The organism is Cryobacterium luteum (assembly GCF_900110125.1).
GTDB classification, from domain to species: domain Bacteria; phylum Actinomycetota; class Actinomycetes; order Actinomycetales; family Microbacteriaceae; genus Cryobacterium; species Cryobacterium luteum.
Window position 1 is genome coordinate 253,955 of the sequence record NZ_FOCN01000004.1, and the last position, 17,445, is coordinate 271,399.

The window sequence follows — 17,445 nt, forward strand, 5'->3', positions numbered from 1 at the left end:
CTACCCGGGCAGCGTTATTCGTGCGGCAGGAGACGTCCGATCAGGGCGATCAGCCGTGTCATCGCGGCATCGGTGTGGTTTTGCGGTGCGAGCTCGTTCTCGGCGAGTGAGCTGTTGACGTAGAGACCGTCACTGATCAACATGATCGCCTGGGCCACGTCAGCGTCGTGCACGGCGTCTTCGATCACCGAAAGCCAGCGTCGACGAATCTCGGTGAGTACCTGCACGGCCCGGGGGTCCCGCCCCTGGGCGAGTCGGGAGCCGGCGATGTAGGCTCGATCTAGCGGGCTGCCGGTATGCACCGACGTGCGAATGAGGTAATCGACCGCGCCGGCCGGGGCGGTGCGAATGTTCTCGGCGTCTTCGAGGGCGAGCGCATCCAGACGAGCCAGCAGGCCACCGACCAGGGCGTCCTTCGAGGCGAAGTGATAGAGCAATCCGCCCTTGGACACCGCGGCCGCCGCCGCGACGGCATCGAGAGTGGCCGAGCGTTCGCCGCCCTCGACCAGCAGCTCCTCGAATGCGTCGAGCAGCCGATCCCGGGTGGGAACGGAAGGCGCGGCGGCATTTTTCGACATAGGGGCCATGGTAACGAACACGCAGACTGTCGGTTGAACATGACAAGCGGACTAGACAACTATACCGTCTAGCCGGTACAGTCGATTCTGTTGCTCCGCCGATGGCGGTCGAGAATGAACCCGGAAAGTGAACGAGATCGTGTCTGCCCCCGCTGCTCCCACCCAACCCATTGACCTGACCCGTGCTGCCGAGCAGGCGGGCGGGGGAGCGGCATCCGCTCTGCTGGGGCAGCACGACCGACGCCGCTGGTGGGCGCTGGCCGTGCTGATGCTGCCGGTGCTGCTCGTCTCGATCGACAACACCGTGCTCAACTTTGCCCTGCCGGCGATCTCGACGGCCACCCTGCCGACCGGCGTGCAGCTGCTCTGGATGGTCGACATCTATCCGCTCGTGCTGGCCGGACTGCTCGTGGCGATGGGCAGCCTCGGCGACCGCATCGGGCGTCGTCGCCTGTTGCTGATCGGCTCGGCCGGTTTCGGTGTGGTCTCGGTATTCGCGGCGTTTTCCCCGAGCATCGAGGGTCTCATCATTGCCAGGGCGGCACTCGGATTCTTCGGCGCGATGCTGATGCCGTCGACCCTGTCGCTGCTGCGCTCGACCTTCGTCGACCGAGACCAGCGGCGCCTCGCCATCGCGATCTGGGCCACCGGATTCGCGGCCGGCAGCGCCCTCGGGCCGGTCGTCGGCGGCATCCTGCTCGAGCATTTCGCCTGGGGATCGGTATTTTTGCTCGCCGTTCCCGTTCTGTTGCCGCTGCTCGTACTGGCGCCCATTCTCGTCACGGAGTCGCGTGACCCGCATCCCGGGCGCATTGACTTTCTCAGCATCGCCCTCTCACTCGGCACCATGCTCCCGATCGTCTACGGCATCAAGAGCATCGCCGAGCACGGTGTCTCCTGGCTTTCCCTGGCCCCGATCGTGCTCGGGCTGGGCCTCGGCGTGTGGTTTGTGCGCCGGCAGGTGCGGGTGCCGAACCCCATGCTCGACATGGGTCTGTTCCGGCGCGGCGCCTTCAGTGGCGCCGTCGGTGTCAACCTGCTCAGCGTGACGGCGCTCGTCGGGTGCCTGTTCTTCATCTCCCAGCACCTGCAACTCGTGCTCGGACTCTCGCCGCTGTCGGCCGGACTCGTGCTCGTTCCCGGCCTGGCCGCGATGATCGTGGCCGGACTGCTGATCGTGCCGATCGCCCGCCGGGTGCGGCCGTCACGGGTGGTGCCGGCGGCCCTGCTGGTGTCGGTCGCCGGGTTCGCGTCGATCGCCCTGCGCGGAGGGCAGATCGACGCCTTCTGGATCGGCGTGGCCTTCGTTCTGCTCGGCATCGGAATCGGTGCGGCCGAGACCGTCTCGAACGAGCTGATCGTGGCGACGGCGCCGGCCGATAAGGCGGGCGCGGCATCCGCTGTGTCGGAGACGGCCTACGAACTGGGCGCGGTGCTCGGAACGGCCGTTCTTGGCACGATCCTGACCGTGTCGTATCGCGCGGCCGTGCTGCTGCCGGAGGGGCTGACCACCGCCGAACGGCTGGCGGCGGGGGAGACCCTCGGCGGAGCAGTGGCCGTGGCCGAGCAGCTGCCCGCCGGGGTGGCCGAGCAGCTGCCCGCCGGGGTGGCCGAGCAGCTGCTCGATTCGGCGCGGCACGCTTTTGACAGCGGTGTCGGCCTCACCGCCTGGATCGGCGTGGCCCTTGTGCTCGGAGCGGCCGTCGTGGCGCTGGTCGCGCTGCGCCGAGCCCGCTAGCTACAGGTCATCGATCGAGTTCTCCCGACGGGTGACCTGCTCGCCGTTCACCGGGTCGGCGATGGTGCGTGTGGTGGTCACGCTGTTGCGGCGACGTGTCATCAGCACGATGCCGAGGATCGTCACGAGGGCACCGGCCGCGAGCAGAATGTAACCGACGAGCTGCAGGTCCACTCCGGTGACCGTGATGTCGAGGGCCCACACCAGAATGGCGCCGACCACCAGCAGAAAGATTCCCAGTCCGATACTCACGATGTCCTTCTTTCCGTTGGGTGTGCAGTGGTGATGCGCTGGTGACCAGCCTAGGCACTTCAGCGACAAAGGTAAGGTTTGACTATACGCAATTCAGGTGTTCGCTGACTGGTTCGGAGCCGCATGTCTCGTACTATCAAACTCGCTGTCATTCCCGGAGACGGGATTGGACCGGAAGTCGTCGCTGAGGCTGTGAAGGTGCTCGGCGCCGTAACCGCCCGTGACGAGGTCACGATTGAGACGAGCACCTTTCAGCTCGGTGCCGCGAGGTTCCTCGAGACCGGCGACGTGCTCACAGATGCCGACCTCGCGGCGATCAGTCAGAACGATGCTATTCTGCTGGGCGCCGTCGGCGGCGTTCCGGGCGATCCCCGCCTGAAAGGCGCCAACATCGAGCGGGGACTGCTGCTCGGCCTGCGCTTCGCGCTCGACCACTACGTCAACCTGCGTCCCTGCACGATCTACCCCGGCGTCACCAGCCCCCTCACCGCTCCCGGCGTGGTCGACTTCGTCGTCGTGCGCGAGGGCACCGAAGGCCCCTACGTCGGCAACGGCGGCGCTATTCGCCGGGGCACCCCGCAGGAGGTCGCCAACGAGGTCTCGGTCAACACCGCCTACGGGGTGGAACGCGTCGTGCGGTACGCCTTCGAGGTGGCTCAGGGTCGCGAACGCAAACAGCTCACGCTCGTGCACAAGACCAACGTGCTCGTCTTCGCCGGCAGCCTGTGGCAGCGCATCGTGAACCAAGTAGCCGCCGACTACCCCCTGGTCGCGGTGGATTACCTGCACGTCGACGCGGCGACTATCTTCTTCGTGACGAACCCGAGTAGATTCGACGTGATCGTCACCGATAACCTCTTTGGCGATATTCTCACCGACCTGGCGGCGGCAATCAGCGGCGGCATCGGCCTGGCGGCCTCCGGCAATATCAACCCGACGGGTCGCTTTCCCAGCATGTTCGAGCCGGTACACGGCTCGGCGCCCGATATCGCCGGCCAGCAACTCGCCGACCCGACCGCGGCCATCCTCTCGGTGGCGCTGCTGCTCGATCACCTCGGGCTGACGGATGCCGCGACTCGCGTCAACGAGGCCGTGGCCGACGACCTGGCGCGTCGCACCGAGACGGTGCGACGCAGCACCGCTGAGGTGGGGGACGCCATCGTGACGCTTTTGACAGACAAGGTACTCAAATGAGCAAGACCGACACATTTCCACTGAGCTTCGCGCTGACCCCGTCGACCGAAGCACGCGCCGAAGCCGAACGCGACGAGATCCTCGCCGACCCGGGGTTCGGCAAGCATTTCACCGACCACATGGTCACGATCGATTGGTCGGTCGACGCCGGCTGGCACGACGCCCGCGTCACTCCCTACGGCCCGCTGCTGCTCGACCCCGCTTCCTCGGTGCTGCACTACGGCCAGGAGATCTTCGAGGGCCTCAAGGCCTACCGGCACGCCGACAACTCCATCTGGACCTTTCGGCCCGAGAAGAACGCGCAGCGCCTGCAGCGCTCGGCGCACCGCCTCGCGCTGCCCGAACTCTCGGTGGAAGACTTCATCGAGTCGGTCAAGCAGATGATCGCCATCGACGGCGATTGGGTGCCGTCCGCGCCGGAGACCAGCTTGTACCTGCGGCCGTTCATGATCGCCAACGAGAGCTTTCTCGGTGTGCGCGCCGCCCACAAGGTGAGCTTCTACGTGATCGCGAGCCCGGCCGGCGCCTACTTCGCCGATGGCGTCGCCCCGGTGAAGATCTGGCTGTCGACCGAATACTCCCGCGCGGGCCGCGGCGGAACGGGCGCCGCCAAGTGCGGCGGCAACTACGCCGCGTCCCTGCTGCCCCAAATGGAGGCCTACGAGAACGGCTGCGCCCAGGTGCTCTTTCTCGACGGTGAAACCGGTAGCCACATCGACGAACTGGGCGGCATGAACGTGTTCTTCGTGCACGGCACCGACACGATCGTCACGCCGCGCCTGACCGGGTCCATCCTCGAGGGCGTCACCCGCGACAGCATCATGCAGCTCGCCCGCGACCGCGGCATGACCGTTGAGGAGCGCGACGTGACGCTGGGCGAGTGGCGTGACGGTGTCGCATCGGGTGCTATCACCGAGGTCTTCGCTTGTGGAACCGCCGCCGTCGTCACTCCGATCGGCCAGCTGAAGGCCAGGGACTTCACGATCGGCGAAGCGGATGCCCCGGCCGGCGCGATCACCCTGTCGCTGCGCCAGGAACTCACCGACATTCAGTATGGGCGCGTGCCCGACCGGCACGGCTGGCTCACCCGCCTAGACTGAAGCTTTTGGCCTTGTATAGGGGGAATCGAGACACGTGAAGATCGCACGCTACAGCTACCAGGGCGCCATCGCGTTCGGCATCGTTGACGGCGACGAACTGGTCGTGCTCACAAACGACCCGATGTTTGCCGGATTCGACACGACCGGCGACCGGGTGGCCCTGGCCGACGTGAAGCTGCTCGCGCCGGTGATTCCGCGTTCGAAGATCGTCGCAGTGGTGTCGGCCGAGGCGTTCGTGCTTCGGCCCAACACCGCCGTCGTTGGCCCCGGCGACGCCATCGTGCTGCCGGCCGCCTCCTCGCGGGTCGAAGTCGACGGCCAGCTCGCCATCGTCATCGGCAAGATCGCCAAGAACGTCTCGGCAGCGGATGCCCTCGGTCGCGTCTTCGGCTACACGGTCGCGACGGTCGTGACCGCGGCCGACCTGGCTTCAGGGTTAGCGGGGGCCTTTGACACATTCCTGCCGCTCGGCCCAGTCGTCGAGACCGAGTTCGACGAGGCTTTGTCGCCCCTGCGCGGGCTCATCAACGATGAGGAATTTCAGGCTCTCTCGCTCGGCGACGACGACCGGACGACCGAAGACGTCGTTGCGGCACTCGTGGCGTTCGCCTCGAGCGTGTCCACCCTGCTGCCCGGCGACGTGATTCTGGCCGGACCGCTGGACACCCCGGCCGACGTGGTCGACGGCGACACCGTCACGGTGTCGATCGCCGGAATCGGAACGCTCGTGAACCCGGTGGTGCGCCCGGCCTGACCCGCGCAGCGGGTGCCCAGATCCAGACACAGATCCGGGGCCGGATCCGGCCGCGGGACTCAGCCCATGGCGTCGGGGAACCAGGCCCTGACCTGGTTCGACGCCGTGTTCAGCAGGGCGATCGCTTCATCCCGGTTCACCCGGGCGACGAGCATCGCGCTCATCGACAGGGAGGCCAGGGTGCGCACGCGCTCATCGATGCGCACTGGTGCGGCATCCGCGTGGGATGACACGGCAGCGAGGGCCTGCCGCAGAGCCTCGGACAGTTCGGCGCGATAGCCTTCCACGACAGTACGAGCCGAGTCGTCGTGGGCGCCGAGGCCGGCCGCGCAATTGACCAGGAGGCATCCGGAACGCGGCGAGTCGTCCGCCAGCGCGGCTGTCGACTGAGCGAGGCTGTCGAAGTAGTCGAGCAGCGCCGAGGCATCCGTTGCGCCCGCGCGCAGCCCGACCAATCGAGGCCCAATAACACTCTGCAGATAGTCGGAGACCGCAGCGTCAAAGAGCCCGCGTTTACTGCCGAAGGCGTGGTAGAGGCTGGAGCGGCCCACGCCCGTCGCCGACTCCAGCTCAGCCAGGGATACACCGTCATACCCCTTATCCCAGAACAGGTCACGTGCAGCCTGCACGACCACGCCGCTGTCGAAGGTTTGCAGCCGCCCCATGTTCGCTCCTCGGATCCGCTTCGACGATCGGCAAATTTTGTGTACCGATTGGTCCAATATATAGTAAAACGATCGTTCTAAAACTAGCAGAGGAGCCCAGCATGGCCTCATCCACCGTCAGCACCCAGATCCAACTCGTGAACCGTCCCGTCGGCTGGCCGACGAATGCGGACTTCCGCACCGTGACCGTCGACCTGCCGGAGCTTACGGCCGGCCAGGTTCGCGTCGCCAATGAATTCGTATCCGTTGACCCGTACATGCGAGGTCGGATGAACGACGTGAAGAGCTACGTGCCGCCGTTCGCGCTCGGTGAGACCATGACCGGCGCGGCGGTCGGCCGGGTCGTCGCCTCCGCTACCGATGCGTTCGCCGTCGGCGACGTCGTCACCCACGCTTACGGCTGGCGTGACCTGGTGCAGGAGGATGCCGCCGGATTCCGCGTCGTTCCCGAGCTTCCGGATGTCGCGCTCTCCGCCTATCTCGGGGTGCTCGGAATGACCGCCCTGACCGCTTACGTCGGCCTGCTCGAGGTCGCCAGGCTCAAGGAAGGCGACACCGTGTTCGTCTCCGGCGCAGCGGGTGCCGTCGGCAGTATGGTCGGACAGATCGCCCGGCTCAAGGGCGCCAAGCGCGTTATCGGCTCGGCCGGATCGCCCGAGAAGGTGGCCCTGCTCACGAGCAAGTACGGCTTTGACGCCGCGTTCAACTACAAGAACGGCTCTATCACGGATCAGCTGGCCGTTGCAGCGCCCGACGGAATCGATGTCTACTTCGACAATGTCGGCGGCGAGCACCTCGAGGCAGCTTTGGCCTCCTTCAACGACGGCGGGCGTGCGGCGCTGTGCGGCGCGATCTCGTTGTACAACAGCACGGATGCTCCGGTCGGCCCGAACAACATGACTAACATCGTCACCCGCGGCCTGACCCTCACGGGCTTCACCATCGGCAACTTCTGGTCGCACCTCCCGGCATTCTCCGCTGAGATGGCGGACTGGCTCGCATCCGGCCAGATCGTCTTCGACGAGACAGTCGTCGACGGCGTCGAGAACGCAGTCGACGCGTTCCTCGGCCTCATGCGCGGCGAGAACACCGGCAAGATGATCGTGCGCACCGGCAATTTGGTTGTCAACTGATCTGAACCATCGACCTCGCGGACATCCGAGGTGATTGTGGGGACTCCTCGTCCGCTCGCGTCAGGGACGAAGCGCGTTCAGAGCCAGGGTCACGTCGTCCTCGTCGTTGAAGAGGTGAAATGCGACGCGGGCGCGGCCGGCCCGACCCGAAGCTGTGAGGCCGGCGGCGGTGAGGCGTGCGAGGTCGCGACCACCGGCATCCGGCCAGCTGATGATGGCCTGGCTGAGTCGCGGCAGGCCGAGCCCGTCGCACAGGGCATCGCCGAGGCCCGCATTGTGGGCGGCCACCGCAGCCAGATCGAGGCTGCGGAACAGGTCGATGGCCGGTTCGGCACCGACCCAGGCCGGCCAGGCCGGCGACACGTCGAAGCGGCGGGCATCGGCGGCCAGCGCCATCTCGGGGCCGTAACAGGATGCCCACAGGTCGTCTCCCGCGTACCAGCCGGCATACACCGGGTGCAGTTTCGCTGCGAACGCGTCGGAGACGGTGAAGAAGGCCACTCCGCGCGGGGCGCCGAGCCACTTGTAGCTGTGGCAGATGGTGGCGTCAAAAACGGATGCGTCCACCGGCATCCACCCCGCCGCCTGGGTCGTGTCGCACAGCGTAAAGGTGCTCGTTGCACGGGCGGCGGCCCGGATGGCGGCGCTGTCGGCGAGGGTTCCGGTGGCGGACTGCACGAGCGAGAACGCCACGAGCCAGGTGTTCTCGGTGAGGCTCGCGGCCAGGTCTGCCAGGTCTACCTGCCGCACGGTCACACCGCGGTGCGCCTGGGCGAGGAACGGGAACACCATCGAGCTGAAGTCACCCCGCGGCAGCACGACTTCGGCGCCGTCGGGAATGCTCGCCGCGACCAAGCCCGCCATGACCGAGGTCTGCGAGCCGATCGCGACGCGGTCGGGCGTGACCCCGACCAGGTCGGCGTATCCCGCGCGCACCCGCTCGACCACCTCGCCGTAGCGGGAGGCGCAGGACTCACCGCGCGCCCAGGCCTCTGTGTCGGCGCGCATCGCGGCGATTGTGTCGATCGTCGGCAGCCCGAGGGTGCAGGCAGCGAGGTAACCGCGACCGGAGGTATATCGGGTACGGGCTTCGGCGAGAGTCAGGGTGCTCACAGCGGGGCTGCTGGTGCGAAGCGGTGCTGGAGTCATGATTCCAGTCTGGCCAGAGGCTATTCATGCGACAATGGCCAGTATTCGATGCAACGCATAAGCCGCCGTTATGATTGGTGCATGAGTCATCTCCCTGGCCAGGGCCCCGACCTCGACGCACTTGCCCTGCGCGTGGTGCGGGCGGTGCACGAAACCGGCTCCATCACGGCCGCCGCAGCCGCCCTCGGCTACAGCCAGCCGGCGGTGAGCCAGCAGCTCAAACGACTCGAGCAGAGGCTCGGACTCGCCGTGGTTGAGCGGGTCGGACGAGGCGTTCGCCTCACCGAGGCCGGTCTCGTGCTGGCCCGGCACGCCGTGACCGTGGAAACCGCGCTCGATGCGGCGGCGGGGGAGATCGCCGAGCTGCAGGGGTTGCGTTCTGGGCTCGTGCGTCTGGTGGCGTTCCCGTCGGCATCCGCTACGCTCGTGCCGAGCCTGCTGGCGCGCATGAAGCAGCAGCATGCGCAGATCAGCATCACCTATCTCGAGGCCGAACCACCCGAAGCCGTTGCAGCCGTGCGCGAGAACCGCGCCGACCTGGCCATCACGTTCAGCTACCCGGGAGACCGGGTGGATCCACACCGGGAGAGCGCGCAGGGGCTGCGGGTGGCTACCCTGCGGCGAGACGAGATGATGCTCGTGCTGCCGGTCGGGCATCCGCTCGCCGGCGCTGAGCCCGAAACCGGTGCGCCAGTCGACCTGGGCGGCCTCGCCGACGAGAATTGGGTGGCCGGCTGCCCGCGCTGCCGCGGCCACCTGCTCGACCTGTGTGATCGCCGCGGATTCACGCCACGCATCAGCTATGAGACCGACAATGTCGCCGCCGTGTTCGGCCTGGTCGAGGCCGGCATCGGCGTGGCACTGCTGCCGGCGCTCGCGATCGAATCGGCCGGCGTTCGCGCGGGCGTCGCAATTCGCGCCACAACCGGGCAGGATCATCGCACCCTGCACGCCGTGACGGCGGCTCGGGCCGAGCGCGTGCCCGCCCTGGCTGCGGCATTGCGCGCCATCGCCGCCATCGCGCAGGTCGGCTAGGTCGAGCCTGCCCGAATCTCGGGCCCACCTTACGGAACCGGGACCACGATTGATCATGGGCCCATTTTCCGGGCCCGGGCCCGGAAAGAAGTAGGGCAGGGCTCGCGCAACTAGAATCGTGAGTAATGTCTGATACCACTGCACACCCGTTTTCCACCGCCACCGGATCCGACGTTCGCGTGCGGTTCTGCCCCTCGCCGACCGGAACCCCCCACGTGGGCCTCGTTCGTACCGCCATGTTCAACTGGGCCTACGCCCGGCACACCGGTGGCAAGATGATCTTTCGCATCGAAGATACCGACGCCGCCCGCGACAGCGAAGAGAGCTTTCTGCAGCTCGTCGAGGCAATGCGCTGGCTGAAACTGGACTGGGACGAGGGCGTCGACGTCGGTGGACCCCAGGCGCCATACCGCCAGAGCGAGCGCTACGACATCTACCGCGGTGTCATCGACCAGCTCAAGGCCAGCGGCCACATCTACGAGAGCTTCGTCACCGGCGAAGAGATCGAGACCCGCAACCGCGACCTCGGCCGCGACCCCAAAATGGGCTACGACAACTTCGAACGCGACCTCACCGACGAGCAGAAGGCCGCCTACCGCGCGGAGGGCCGGTCCCCGGCGCTCCGCCTGCGGGTACCGGACACCGAGCTCTCCTTCGTCGACCTCGTGCGCGGCGAGATCACCTTTCCGGCCGGCTCGTTCAGTGACTTTGTGGTGGTGCGCCCGAACGGGCATCCGCTCTACCCGTTCGTCAACCCCGTCGACGATGCGCTCATGGGCGTCACCCACGTGCTGCGCGGCGAGGATCTGCTCTCGTCGACCCCGCGCCAGATCGCGCTGTACCACGCGCTCATCGACATTGGCGTGACCACCTTCGTGCCCCGCTTCGGCCACCTGCCCTACGTGATGGGTGACAAGAACAAGAAGCTCAGCAAGCGCGACGCCGAGGCGAACCTGTTTCTGCACCGCGACCACGGATTCATCCCCGAGGGCCTGCTCAACTACCTCGCCCTGCTCGGCTGGTCGCTCACCCACGACCGCGACGTGTTCTCGATCGACGAGTTCACGGCCGCGTTCGACGTCGTGAACGTCAACCCGAACCCGGCCCGCTTCGACCTCAAGAAGGCCGAATCGATCAACGGCGACCACATTCGTCAGCTCGACGCAGCCGACTTCGCCGCTCGCCTGATTCCCTACCTGGTGTCGGCCGGCGTGCTCGGCGAGACGCCGACCGACGCAGACCTGGCGCTGCTCGCTCAGGGCGCACCGCTCATCCAGGAGCGCATCGCCCTGCTCGGCGAAGCACCCGCCATGCTCGGTTTTCTCTTCGTGACCGGCGCTGACCTCACTCTCGAAGCGGATGCCCTCGCCTCGCTCCCGCAGAACGCCGCCGACATTCTCGGCGCCTCGCGCACCGCACTCGAACATATTCCGTCAGTGGAATGGAACACCGATCGGGTGCACGCGCTGCTCGCCGACACGCTCATCGAGGGACTGGGGCTGAAGCCACGCGTCGCTTTCGGACCGTTGCGCGTCGCGCTGTCGGGCCGCAAGATCTCACCGCCGCTATTTGAGTCCATGGAGATTTTGGGACAGGCCGAGACCCTGGATCGCCTCGATCGGGCCCTCGCGGTCGTAGCGGCCGCGTGATCGCGGGGCCGGAGGGGCTTCGACTCGCCGGGGGACACCTCGGTTTGGCCTCTCCGGCCCGAGTGGGCTAGGCTACTACTCGGCCCGATCTTCGGATTAGGCATTGGGGTATGGTGTAATTGGCAACACGGATGATTCTGGTTCATTTGTTCTTGGTTCGAGTCCAGGTACCCCAGCACTAAAAGGCGCAGGATTCCGCGGCGAAATCACTTATCGCCCACCCTGTCGAGTAGGCCCAAACGGGCCAAATTACCACAAACTACACCACAAACCCTATCGGGGATTGTTTGGTCGTCGTTGTGCCCGGCCCCTTACGGGGCTGTCCCGGCCTGATCGGTCTGCTCACGGCTCCCGTGGTGCACCTGTTGTGTATGGACGCGACGACGCAAATCACCCCCACGTTTCTCACCCAGCGGGAACTCGCTGAGCTGCTCCGAATGCCGGAGCGCACGCTCGAGGACTGGCGCCTGACGCAGACTGGGCCGCCCTATATAAAGCTCGGCCGGCTCGTGCGATACGACGTGCGTGACGTGCTCACCTGGGTTCACGAGCACCGGCATGGCTAGGCCACAGATCGCGGCTGGCGAAGTGGGCTCAATCGACGTGCAACAGTTGGCGAGCGGTCGATACCGCGCCCGCGGCACCAGCCGTGACGACAGTGGGACCCGGCATCGCCATGCCGTGACGGCTGATACCCGCGACGAAGCCATCGCCGAGATCCATCGACAAGCGAGGGCGATGGCCACCGGTGGCGGCGGGGCACTCTCGCCGTCGAGCACGATCGCCGATGCAGTAGAACTCTGGCTGGCCCAGGTGCTCACCCGCGCCAAGGCTGGCAGCTTGTCGTACTCGACCTACGAATCGTATGAGACCACGGCCCGCGTGATCATCGTGCCGCGCTGCGGGGGAGTACGGCTCGAGCACCTGACCGTCGGTCGCTGCGACCGCATTCTGCAGCGGATTCTGGAGGAAGAGACGATCTCGAAAGCACGTCGTGCGCGCGCGGTGCTTAGTCTCGTGTGTGGCTACGCCGTTCGAGACGACGCTCTCATGCAGAACCCTGTGCGGGACGTACAGCGCCTGCCGATGTCACCGCGCAAGGAATCCGCCCTTACGCCCGCGCAAATCACCGCCATCCGCGGGCGCATGCAGGTGTGGCGGATTACCCGCGACGACGGCCCACGGCCCAACTATCGTGCCCTGATCGACGGAATGGACATCATGATCGGAACCTCGCTGCGCGTCGGTGAATGCATCGGTCTGCGCCGCTGTGACGTTGACATGACGACGCTGCCGCCGACCCTCATTGTGAGCGGCACGATCGTCAGCACCAAGGCGCAGGGAACGCACCGCAAGAACTCGCCCAAGCGGTCACGGCAGCGGCGCAGCATCGCGCTGCCGTCGATGGCCGCCGCGGCCGTGCGGCGCCGGCTGGCCCTTTCCGAGGCGGATCCGGAGGCGTTCCTGTTTCCCACCAAGACCGGTCGCTCGTTGAGCGTGAGCAACTACGAGCGACTGCTGCGCGCGTTCGTCGAAGATGAGCGCACACACCTTGTTGACCTGGGTGTCGACGTTGACGAGTACACGACCCACATTTATCGGCGCACGGCCGCCACGCTGATTGAGCGGGCGGCGGGCATCACGCTGGCCTCCCGACTGCTCGGTCACGCGAACGAGCAGACCACCCGAAACAGCTACGTGGTCACGGCCGACATGGTCGACCCGGTGACGGCGGAGATCCTCGACGCCGTCCTCGGCGGTTGAGCACTTCAATGGTGCGGAGCGGAGAGCCCGCAGGGGCAGCTGGGCTGACCATCATCCCGTGGGAGGGCGGGTGTTCAAACCGTGTCGGTCCCAATGACGCTTCGACCGAAATGACGTTGCCTGTGGCGACGCTGGGCTTCACCTAGAGGCGGTCAGTCTTGTCGCCGTGCAGCGGTGTCGCCGACCGTCTTGGTAGGCCGACGTCGTCTGACCCTAATGTCAAACTGCCTAAAGGTTGGTCGCCGTCTGATCACCGCCGTGACACTATTTATTTAGATTGGATTTCGAAACAGGGGGATGTACGGTGAGCAGACGCACGCTCGGACTAGTGGCTATTAGGTTCAAACCCGACAAGAAGAGCAAGCTCAGTGCTGTGACGGATGTGGACGGCGCTGACATGCTCCATCTTTTCCACGGACTAGTGACTAACTTGGACGCTGACAAGCTGGTTCATCACGCCAAAGGTCGTTACACGAAGATCGAATCGATCGTTGCGTCGGGTCGGAGCGTGCTCGTTAAAACCGAGTCCGGACCGTTCGGCGAAGTTGGCCAGACTATTGACGTAAATACGCACCAAGTTTCGCACGTACGTGGGGACAATGAGTCGGCCACAACCATGACACGAACTTTTTTCATGGTTCCGCCGGGTTCGGAAGTTGCTTTGTTCGTTGTTGAGCGTCAAGGGTCTGCAACCGGCGGAACTCAATTGATCGACCTGTTCAAGGGCGCAATGCTCTCGACCTACCCAGATCACTTCTTCCCCGACGAGACCGTCGTCGAATCGGACGCGTGGTCGGCCGCGGCCGGGCTGAAGTCCGTCACCGCAGTGAGATACACGCTACCCTTGAATATTGCAGATGGGACCACCGCGATTCCGATCAAGGCAGGGGTGGTTCGGCAAACGTTGGAGCCTGGTCCCGGATTCAGCTTCCTCCCTCGGGCTCTCTGGGACGGAATCCGGAATCTACGCATCAAGTCCAGCGAATTTCTCGCATTCGATGGGCAAGATGCTGACGAGACCATTGTGGAACTGGTCAACGGGGACCAGACTAAGACCTACGTCCTCGGTAAGGAACGGCAGCCGTCCATTCGGGTCGTCGTCACCGATGAGGGAGAACCGTCACTGACGGACATCGACCTCGCACGAAGAGCAGCGGATGAGGCCAAGACCTACTTCAACCGCATGGGCTTCACGTGGAGTGATCAGTGGCTGACCGGCCAATGGTCCCCAACAGCGCTGTTAGTCAGACTGGAGCCACGGTGATCACAGCAATTCGCGCATCTTCACTTACACATTTCAGCACGCTCAGAAATGACCGCACCCATCGCGTTCTCTGGCCGTCTATATTGCTGTCGTATGTGCTGCCGCTTTTGATTGGCGTTGCGACGTGGCTGTACGGTCTCCGCCTCAGCGCCTTGGGGGAAATCGTCGGTGGTCTCGCACTGATGGCAGGCTTCCTCTTTGCGTTAGTGATATTTGTCTTCGAGCTTCGGCTTAGGGTTACGAACGATCCCCGCGTCCAGACTGCAATTCAGCTGCCGCGGCTGATCGATGAACTATTTGCGAATGTCACCTACTCCGTCGTTATTGCTCTGGCGGCAACCGGGTTAGCACTCATTGCGGCAACAAATGAGCCTCAGACAATGTTCGGGGTTCATTTAGGCGTTGAGCCTTGGCTGTCGGGTTGCCTGGTTGCTTTAATGGTTCATTTGTTCGCGATGATTTTGACGTGCTTGCGTCGCACTGGCGCGGCCTACCGGGAGCTGCGCTCTTAGTACTCGGGCTGAAAGAATAGCGGGGGTTTGCCTTGCGGTTCCTTAGGGCGAGGCCCGGCAATGTTTTTAGCGAAGCTGTTCCGTTACCGGGACGTTCGAAAGGCCGCTGCGGGCCTTGGACACCTTGGAGCTAATGACTGTTCCAAGCGACGGTGATTCCGACCAGACTTCAGATCCGGGGACCCCGCCGTGAACGGTGTTTTCTGCGAAGGTGTTGTCCATTCCCCAGCCATCGAGCTGCGAGTGGACTTGGAAGGCATCCGTTTTGGTGCCCGATCCGCTGTTGCCGGTAATCGTGTACGCGTTACCCTTGACGTCGACCCAGGAGTCTCCGTAGTTGGCGCCGGAGTAGCCGGCGTTGGTGAAGAGGTTGCCGGTGATGAGGCCGCCGGTGGTGCCTTCCTTGATGTCGATTCCCTCGGTTGAGGTGTTGGAGATCTGGTTGTTGCGCACGATGATCCGGTCGGATTGGTCCATCACCCTGGACGACCCCATGATCTTCGACCAGTTGCTCTTGGCGCTGCCGAGGTAGACGCCTTCGCCGTAGTCCGGGGTGACGGTTCCTGTGTCGTAAATGTGAGAGTTTTCGATGATGCCGTCGCTGCTTCCGGTGCTAAAGTGCACGCCAACGGTGCCAGTCTTGCCGACGTCGACCCCGCTGATCAGCGCGTGATTCGGTCCATCGAGCACGATGCCCTTGCCCGAGTTGGTGACGGACAGGCCAAGCACTTTCCAGTGTTCGCCGGTGATGTGGAGCCCGATGCCGCGGCACCGGTGGTCAGGATCGCATCGCGCGAACCGGTCAGGGTGATGGGAGTGGATGCGGTGCCGTCCACCGCGGCTTCGAACTGGTCGCTGGTGTACACTCCGTCCGCCAGCGCGATGCTCTGACCGGGTTGGACTGCCTCCAGCCCCGCGGTCAGCTCCTCCGACGTCGTGACCGTGACGGTCGATCGGTTGAGCTCCGGGGTCACAATCGTGATCGTAGCCCGCGGCGCTTCGGGCGTCGGTTGAGCGAACAATATCGGTGCGGGACTGGTTTCAGCTGTGGCGGTCAGTACCGCCGCGGAAGCTGGAGTCAGGGGTGCAATCGCCCCAAAAGAGCGGCGGCGCCCGTGACTGCGATTACCGAAGTACAGAAGTGACGAATGGGCAAGTTGCTGCTCCTTGAGATTGTCGGCTTCGGCGCTGAACTTCGTCGAGGCCTCACCCAGTTTCGGACTGGATGGGTTTCTCTCTAGGAGCGCAATGTGTTCCCCCGGCCGCACTGTCGTCCTAGGAACCGTTCTAGGCGAACTCCTGTGTGCTCGGCGAGCCGTGTGATGCCACGGGCGTCTCTGCCGAGCGGTACGCGAGTCACGGGGCGGTAGAGTGACGTCAGCCGTTATGCCCACCGCCATACACTGGCAGGAAACGAATGGGGCGCAAGGGGGAATGATCAGCAAGTCGATTGCGCAGGCGAACAGCTGGGGCGGTTCCGGAACTCGCGATTCATGGGATGCCGCCATCTCGTTAGAAAGCGCGACATCCCTCGTGACGCCTGCATTGCTCGTCGTCCTTGTAGGGCTCGCGCTCGCCGCTGCTTGGGGGCTATTGGTGCTCAGTCGACGCCGGTTTGTCAGCAGCGCGAGTCAAGCGTTGGCACAGCTCGATGACCTGAACTCAAGATGGCGGATGCAGGTCATCCCGCAAACTCCCATTCGTCTCAACTATGCGGTTTCTGTCGACTCGAAGGCCAAGTTCGATCGGCTCGATCTGGCCTCCCGTATGAGTCTGAGTATCCTCGAGTCGGAGGGGTGGCTTGAGCAGGAGATCCAACTGCGGTTAGCGACGCAGGCGCGTTTCGCAATGTATCGCTTCGATTTCGAGGCGCTTGAGTACGGGCTCCTTGGGCGGAGTAGCCATCCGCGCGTCAGTGCTGAAAAATTCGCATCGATCGAACGCAAAGAGTTTTTGCACAGGAAGCTCGACGACCCGGTGCCAGCGGCGAATGTCAGCACGAGAATGACGTACTCGAGCCCACAGGGGCGTAACTCCTACTCGAGCCGACTCGAGTGGAACTTTGAACAACTCCGATATTCGCTCGCGGTCGCGCAGAAGGCGCGAGCGAATCAGTCGACAACTGCAGCTTTGCGTCAGCGAGAGCGGACCCTGATGACGCCAGGACTCCGAACAAAGATCTTGCGACGGGACGGCTTCCGCTGCCGCATGTGCGGTGCGTCCGCGAATGACGGCACTACCAACCTGCATGTTGATCACATCATCCCAGTGAGCTTGGATGGCCGGACAGTGCCGGAAAATCTCCAGACCCTCTGCCAGTCCTGCAACCTAGGAGCGTGAGTCAGTAACGCCTATTTCGGCTTGATACCGCGGAATACGGGTCCATGTCTCGGCGTGGGTTGGGTGTTGCTGGCCCGGTAGCCAATGGGGGAATTGTGGTTGTGCCGATCGAAAAGAGGGCCACGGTCGCGTTGACGGCGCAGGCGCGGTTGCTCCCGCCGCCGGCAGGGCGCTTCCGCCCTGCTCTTTAGGTTGCTGGCCGAGCTATCAGCGCGGCCGGTGCGGCCAGAAGCGCCTTAGTTTGCAAGGTGTGCAGCTTCATTAGGTTGTGGCAGGCCGCGATCAGGTCCCACTCGTGCGCTGCTTGCTCCAACCCGC

General features: G+C 64.7%; 18 protein-coding genes and 1 tRNA gene. 13 read left to right on the top strand and 6 right to left on the bottom strand.

Translation table 11 applies throughout. The features are described 5' to 3' along the window. Positions 1–14 precede the first annotated feature (14 nt). Positions 15–578 (bottom strand): TetR/AcrR family transcriptional regulator, encoded by a 564-nt coding sequence (locus BMW72_RS19495; RefSeq protein WP_134450370.1) that lies wholly within the window; start codon positions 576–578, stop codon positions 15–17. Between the two features lie 220 nt (positions 579–798). On the opposite strand from BMW72_RS19495, the gene BMW72_RS06865 reads away from it, so the two are divergent. Further along, positions 799–2,316 (top strand): MFS transporter, encoded by a 1,518-nt coding sequence (locus BMW72_RS06865; RefSeq protein ID WP_241983914.1) that lies wholly within the window; start codon positions 799–801, stop codon positions 2,314–2,316. Here the strand turns inward: BMW72_RS06865 and BMW72_RS06870 are convergent, their stop codons facing one another. Beyond that, positions 2,317–2,568: a DUF6458 family protein gene (locus BMW72_RS06870; RefSeq protein WP_092108587.1), complete on the bottom strand. Its 252-nt coding sequence runs from the start codon at positions 2,566–2,568 to the stop codon at positions 2,317–2,319. A gap of 123 nt (positions 2,569–2,691) precedes the next feature. Between BMW72_RS06870 and BMW72_RS06875 the strand changes: the two genes are divergently transcribed. The 3 genes from BMW72_RS06875 to BMW72_RS06885 are packed head-to-tail and all read left to right on the top strand — an operon-like array spanning position 2,692 to position 5,616. Further along, positions 2,692–3,762: a 3-isopropylmalate dehydrogenase gene (locus tag BMW72_RS06875; RefSeq protein WP_092108589.1), complete on the top strand. Its 1,071-nt coding sequence runs from the start codon at positions 2,692–2,694 to the stop codon at positions 3,760–3,762. Next, complete coding sequence (locus tag BMW72_RS06880; RefSeq protein WP_092108591.1) at positions 3,759–4,862, top strand: branched-chain amino acid aminotransferase; 1,104 nt, start codon at positions 3,759–3,761, stop codon at positions 4,860–4,862. The genes BMW72_RS06875 and BMW72_RS06880 overlap by 4 nt, the downstream gene beginning before the upstream one ends. A 34-nt stretch (positions 4,863–4,896) precedes the next feature. Continuing rightward, entirely contained in the window at positions 4,897–5,616 is a 720-nt protein-coding gene (locus tag BMW72_RS06885; RefSeq protein ID WP_092108593.1) for a fumarylacetoacetate hydrolase family protein, read from the top strand. 59 nt (positions 5,617–5,675) lie between these two features. Here the strand turns inward: BMW72_RS06885 and BMW72_RS06890 are convergent, their stop codons facing one another. Further along, positions 5,676–6,281: a TetR/AcrR family transcriptional regulator gene (locus tag BMW72_RS06890; RefSeq protein ID WP_092108595.1), complete on the bottom strand. Its 606-nt coding sequence runs from the start codon at positions 6,279–6,281 to the stop codon at positions 5,676–5,678. Between the two features lie 101 nt (positions 6,282–6,382). Between BMW72_RS06890 and BMW72_RS06895 the strand changes: the two genes are divergently transcribed. Continuing rightward, a complete protein-coding gene (locus BMW72_RS06895) occupies positions 6,383–7,414 on the top strand; it encodes an NADP-dependent oxidoreductase (RefSeq protein WP_092108597.1) in 1,032 nt (343 codons plus the stop codon). 60 nt (positions 7,415–7,474) lie between these two features. Here BMW72_RS06895 and BMW72_RS06900 read toward each other — a convergent pair whose 3' ends face one another. Then, positions 7,475–8,563 (bottom strand): aminotransferase class V-fold PLP-dependent enzyme, encoded by a 1,089-nt coding sequence (locus BMW72_RS06900; protein ID WP_092108599.1) that lies wholly within the window; start codon positions 8,561–8,563, stop codon positions 7,475–7,477. 81 nt (positions 8,564–8,644) lie between these two features. Here BMW72_RS06900 and BMW72_RS06905 point away from each other — a divergent pair, with 81 nt between their 5' ends. The 7 genes from BMW72_RS06905 to BMW72_RS06935 all read left to right on the top strand — a co-directional run bounded on the left by BMW72_RS06905 (position 8,645) and on the right by BMW72_RS06935 (position 14,787). Then, positions 8,645–9,598: a LysR family transcriptional regulator gene (locus BMW72_RS06905; RefSeq protein WP_092108601.1), complete on the top strand. Its 954-nt coding sequence runs from the start codon at positions 8,645–8,647 to the stop codon at positions 9,596–9,598. A gap of 125 nt (positions 9,599–9,723) precedes the next feature. Next, positions 9,724–11,247: a glutamate--tRNA ligase gene (gene gltX, locus BMW72_RS06910; protein WP_092108603.1), complete on the top strand. Its 1,524-nt coding sequence runs from the start codon at positions 9,724–9,726 to the stop codon at positions 11,245–11,247. Between the two features lie 104 nt (positions 11,248–11,351). Then, positions 11,352–11,423: transfer RNA gene (locus BMW72_RS06915), tRNA-Gln, on the top strand. A gap of 195 nt (positions 11,424–11,618) precedes the next feature. Then, positions 11,619–11,813, top strand: a complete 195-nt coding sequence (locus tag BMW72_RS06920; RefSeq protein WP_092108680.1) for a helix-turn-helix transcriptional regulator — start codon at positions 11,619–11,621, stop codon at positions 11,811–11,813. After that, positions 11,806–13,011, top strand: coding sequence for a tyrosine-type recombinase/integrase (locus BMW72_RS06925; protein ID WP_092108605.1), 1,206 nt, complete (start codon positions 11,806–11,808; stop codon positions 13,009–13,011). Before BMW72_RS06920 ends, BMW72_RS06925 begins: the two co-directional genes overlap by 8 nt. A gap of 304 nt (positions 13,012–13,315) precedes the next feature. Next, the gene (locus tag BMW72_RS06930) at positions 13,316–14,275 is read left to right on the top strand and encodes a hypothetical protein (RefSeq protein ID WP_134450371.1); all 960 of its coding nucleotides are present in this window, start codon (positions 13,316–13,318) and stop codon (positions 14,273–14,275) included. Continuing rightward, positions 14,272–14,787, top strand: coding sequence for a hypothetical protein (locus BMW72_RS06935; RefSeq protein ID WP_134450372.1), 516 nt, complete (start codon positions 14,272–14,274; stop codon positions 14,785–14,787). The genes BMW72_RS06930 and BMW72_RS06935 overlap by 4 nt, the downstream gene beginning before the upstream one ends. 66 nt (positions 14,788–14,853) lie before the next feature. On the opposite strand, the gene BMW72_RS06940 is transcribed toward BMW72_RS06935, so the two are convergent. Next, positions 14,854–15,516: a right-handed parallel beta-helix repeat-containing protein gene (locus tag BMW72_RS06940; RefSeq protein WP_166787725.1), complete on the bottom strand. Its 663-nt coding sequence runs from the start codon at positions 15,514–15,516 to the stop codon at positions 14,854–14,856. Beyond that, positions 15,450–15,761 (bottom strand): chondroitinase-B domain-containing protein, encoded by a 312-nt coding sequence (locus tag BMW72_RS18675; RefSeq protein WP_166787726.1) that lies wholly within the window; start codon positions 15,759–15,761, stop codon positions 15,450–15,452. Before BMW72_RS18675 ends, BMW72_RS06940 begins: the two co-directional genes overlap by 67 nt. 460 nt (positions 15,762–16,221) lie before the next feature. On the opposite strand from BMW72_RS18675, the gene BMW72_RS06945 reads away from it, so the two are divergent. Next, positions 16,222–17,127: an HNH endonuclease gene (locus BMW72_RS06945; RefSeq protein WP_166787727.1), complete on the top strand. Its 906-nt coding sequence runs from the start codon at positions 16,222–16,224 to the stop codon at positions 17,125–17,127. Positions 17,128–17,445 lie beyond the last annotated feature (318 nt).

Excerpts from the sequence above, each read along its gene's own strand:
- BMW72_RS19495 (WP_134450370.1), bottom strand. The coding sequence starts at position 578 with ATGTCGAAAAATGCCGCCGCGCCTTCCGTTCCCACCCGGGATCGGCTG.
- BMW72_RS06875 (WP_092108589.1), top strand. The coding sequence starts at position 2,692 with ATGTCTCGTACTATCAAACTCGCTGTCATTCCCGGAGACGGGATTGGA.
- BMW72_RS06880 (WP_092108591.1), top strand. The coding sequence starts at position 3,759 with ATGAGCAAGACCGACACATTTCCACTGAGCTTCGCGCTGACCCCGTCG.
- BMW72_RS06890 (WP_092108595.1), bottom strand. The coding sequence starts at position 6,281 with ATGGGGCGGCTGCAAACCTTCGACAGCGGCGTGGTCGTGCAGGCTGCA.
- BMW72_RS06895 (WP_092108597.1), top strand. The coding sequence starts at position 6,383 with ATGGCCTCATCCACCGTCAGCACCCAGATCCAACTCGTGAACCGTCCC.
- BMW72_RS06900 (WP_092108599.1), bottom strand. The coding sequence starts at position 8,563 with ATGACTCCAGCACCGCTTCGCACCAGCAGCCCCGCTGTGAGCACCCTG.
- BMW72_RS06905 (WP_092108601.1), top strand. The coding sequence starts at position 8,645 with ATGAGTCATCTCCCTGGCCAGGGCCCCGACCTCGACGCACTTGCCCTG.
- gltX (WP_092108603.1), top strand. The coding sequence starts at position 9,724 with ATGTCTGATACCACTGCACACCCGTTTTCCACCGCCACCGGATCCGAC.
- BMW72_RS06920 (WP_092108680.1), top strand. The coding sequence starts at position 11,619 with ATGGACGCGACGACGCAAATCACCCCCACGTTTCTCACCCAGCGGGAA.
- BMW72_RS06925 (WP_092108605.1), top strand. The coding sequence starts at position 11,806 with ATGGCTAGGCCACAGATCGCGGCTGGCGAAGTGGGCTCAATCGACGTG.
- BMW72_RS06945 (WP_166787727.1), top strand. The coding sequence starts at position 16,222 with ATGATCAGCAAGTCGATTGCGCAGGCGAACAGCTGGGGCGGTTCCGGA.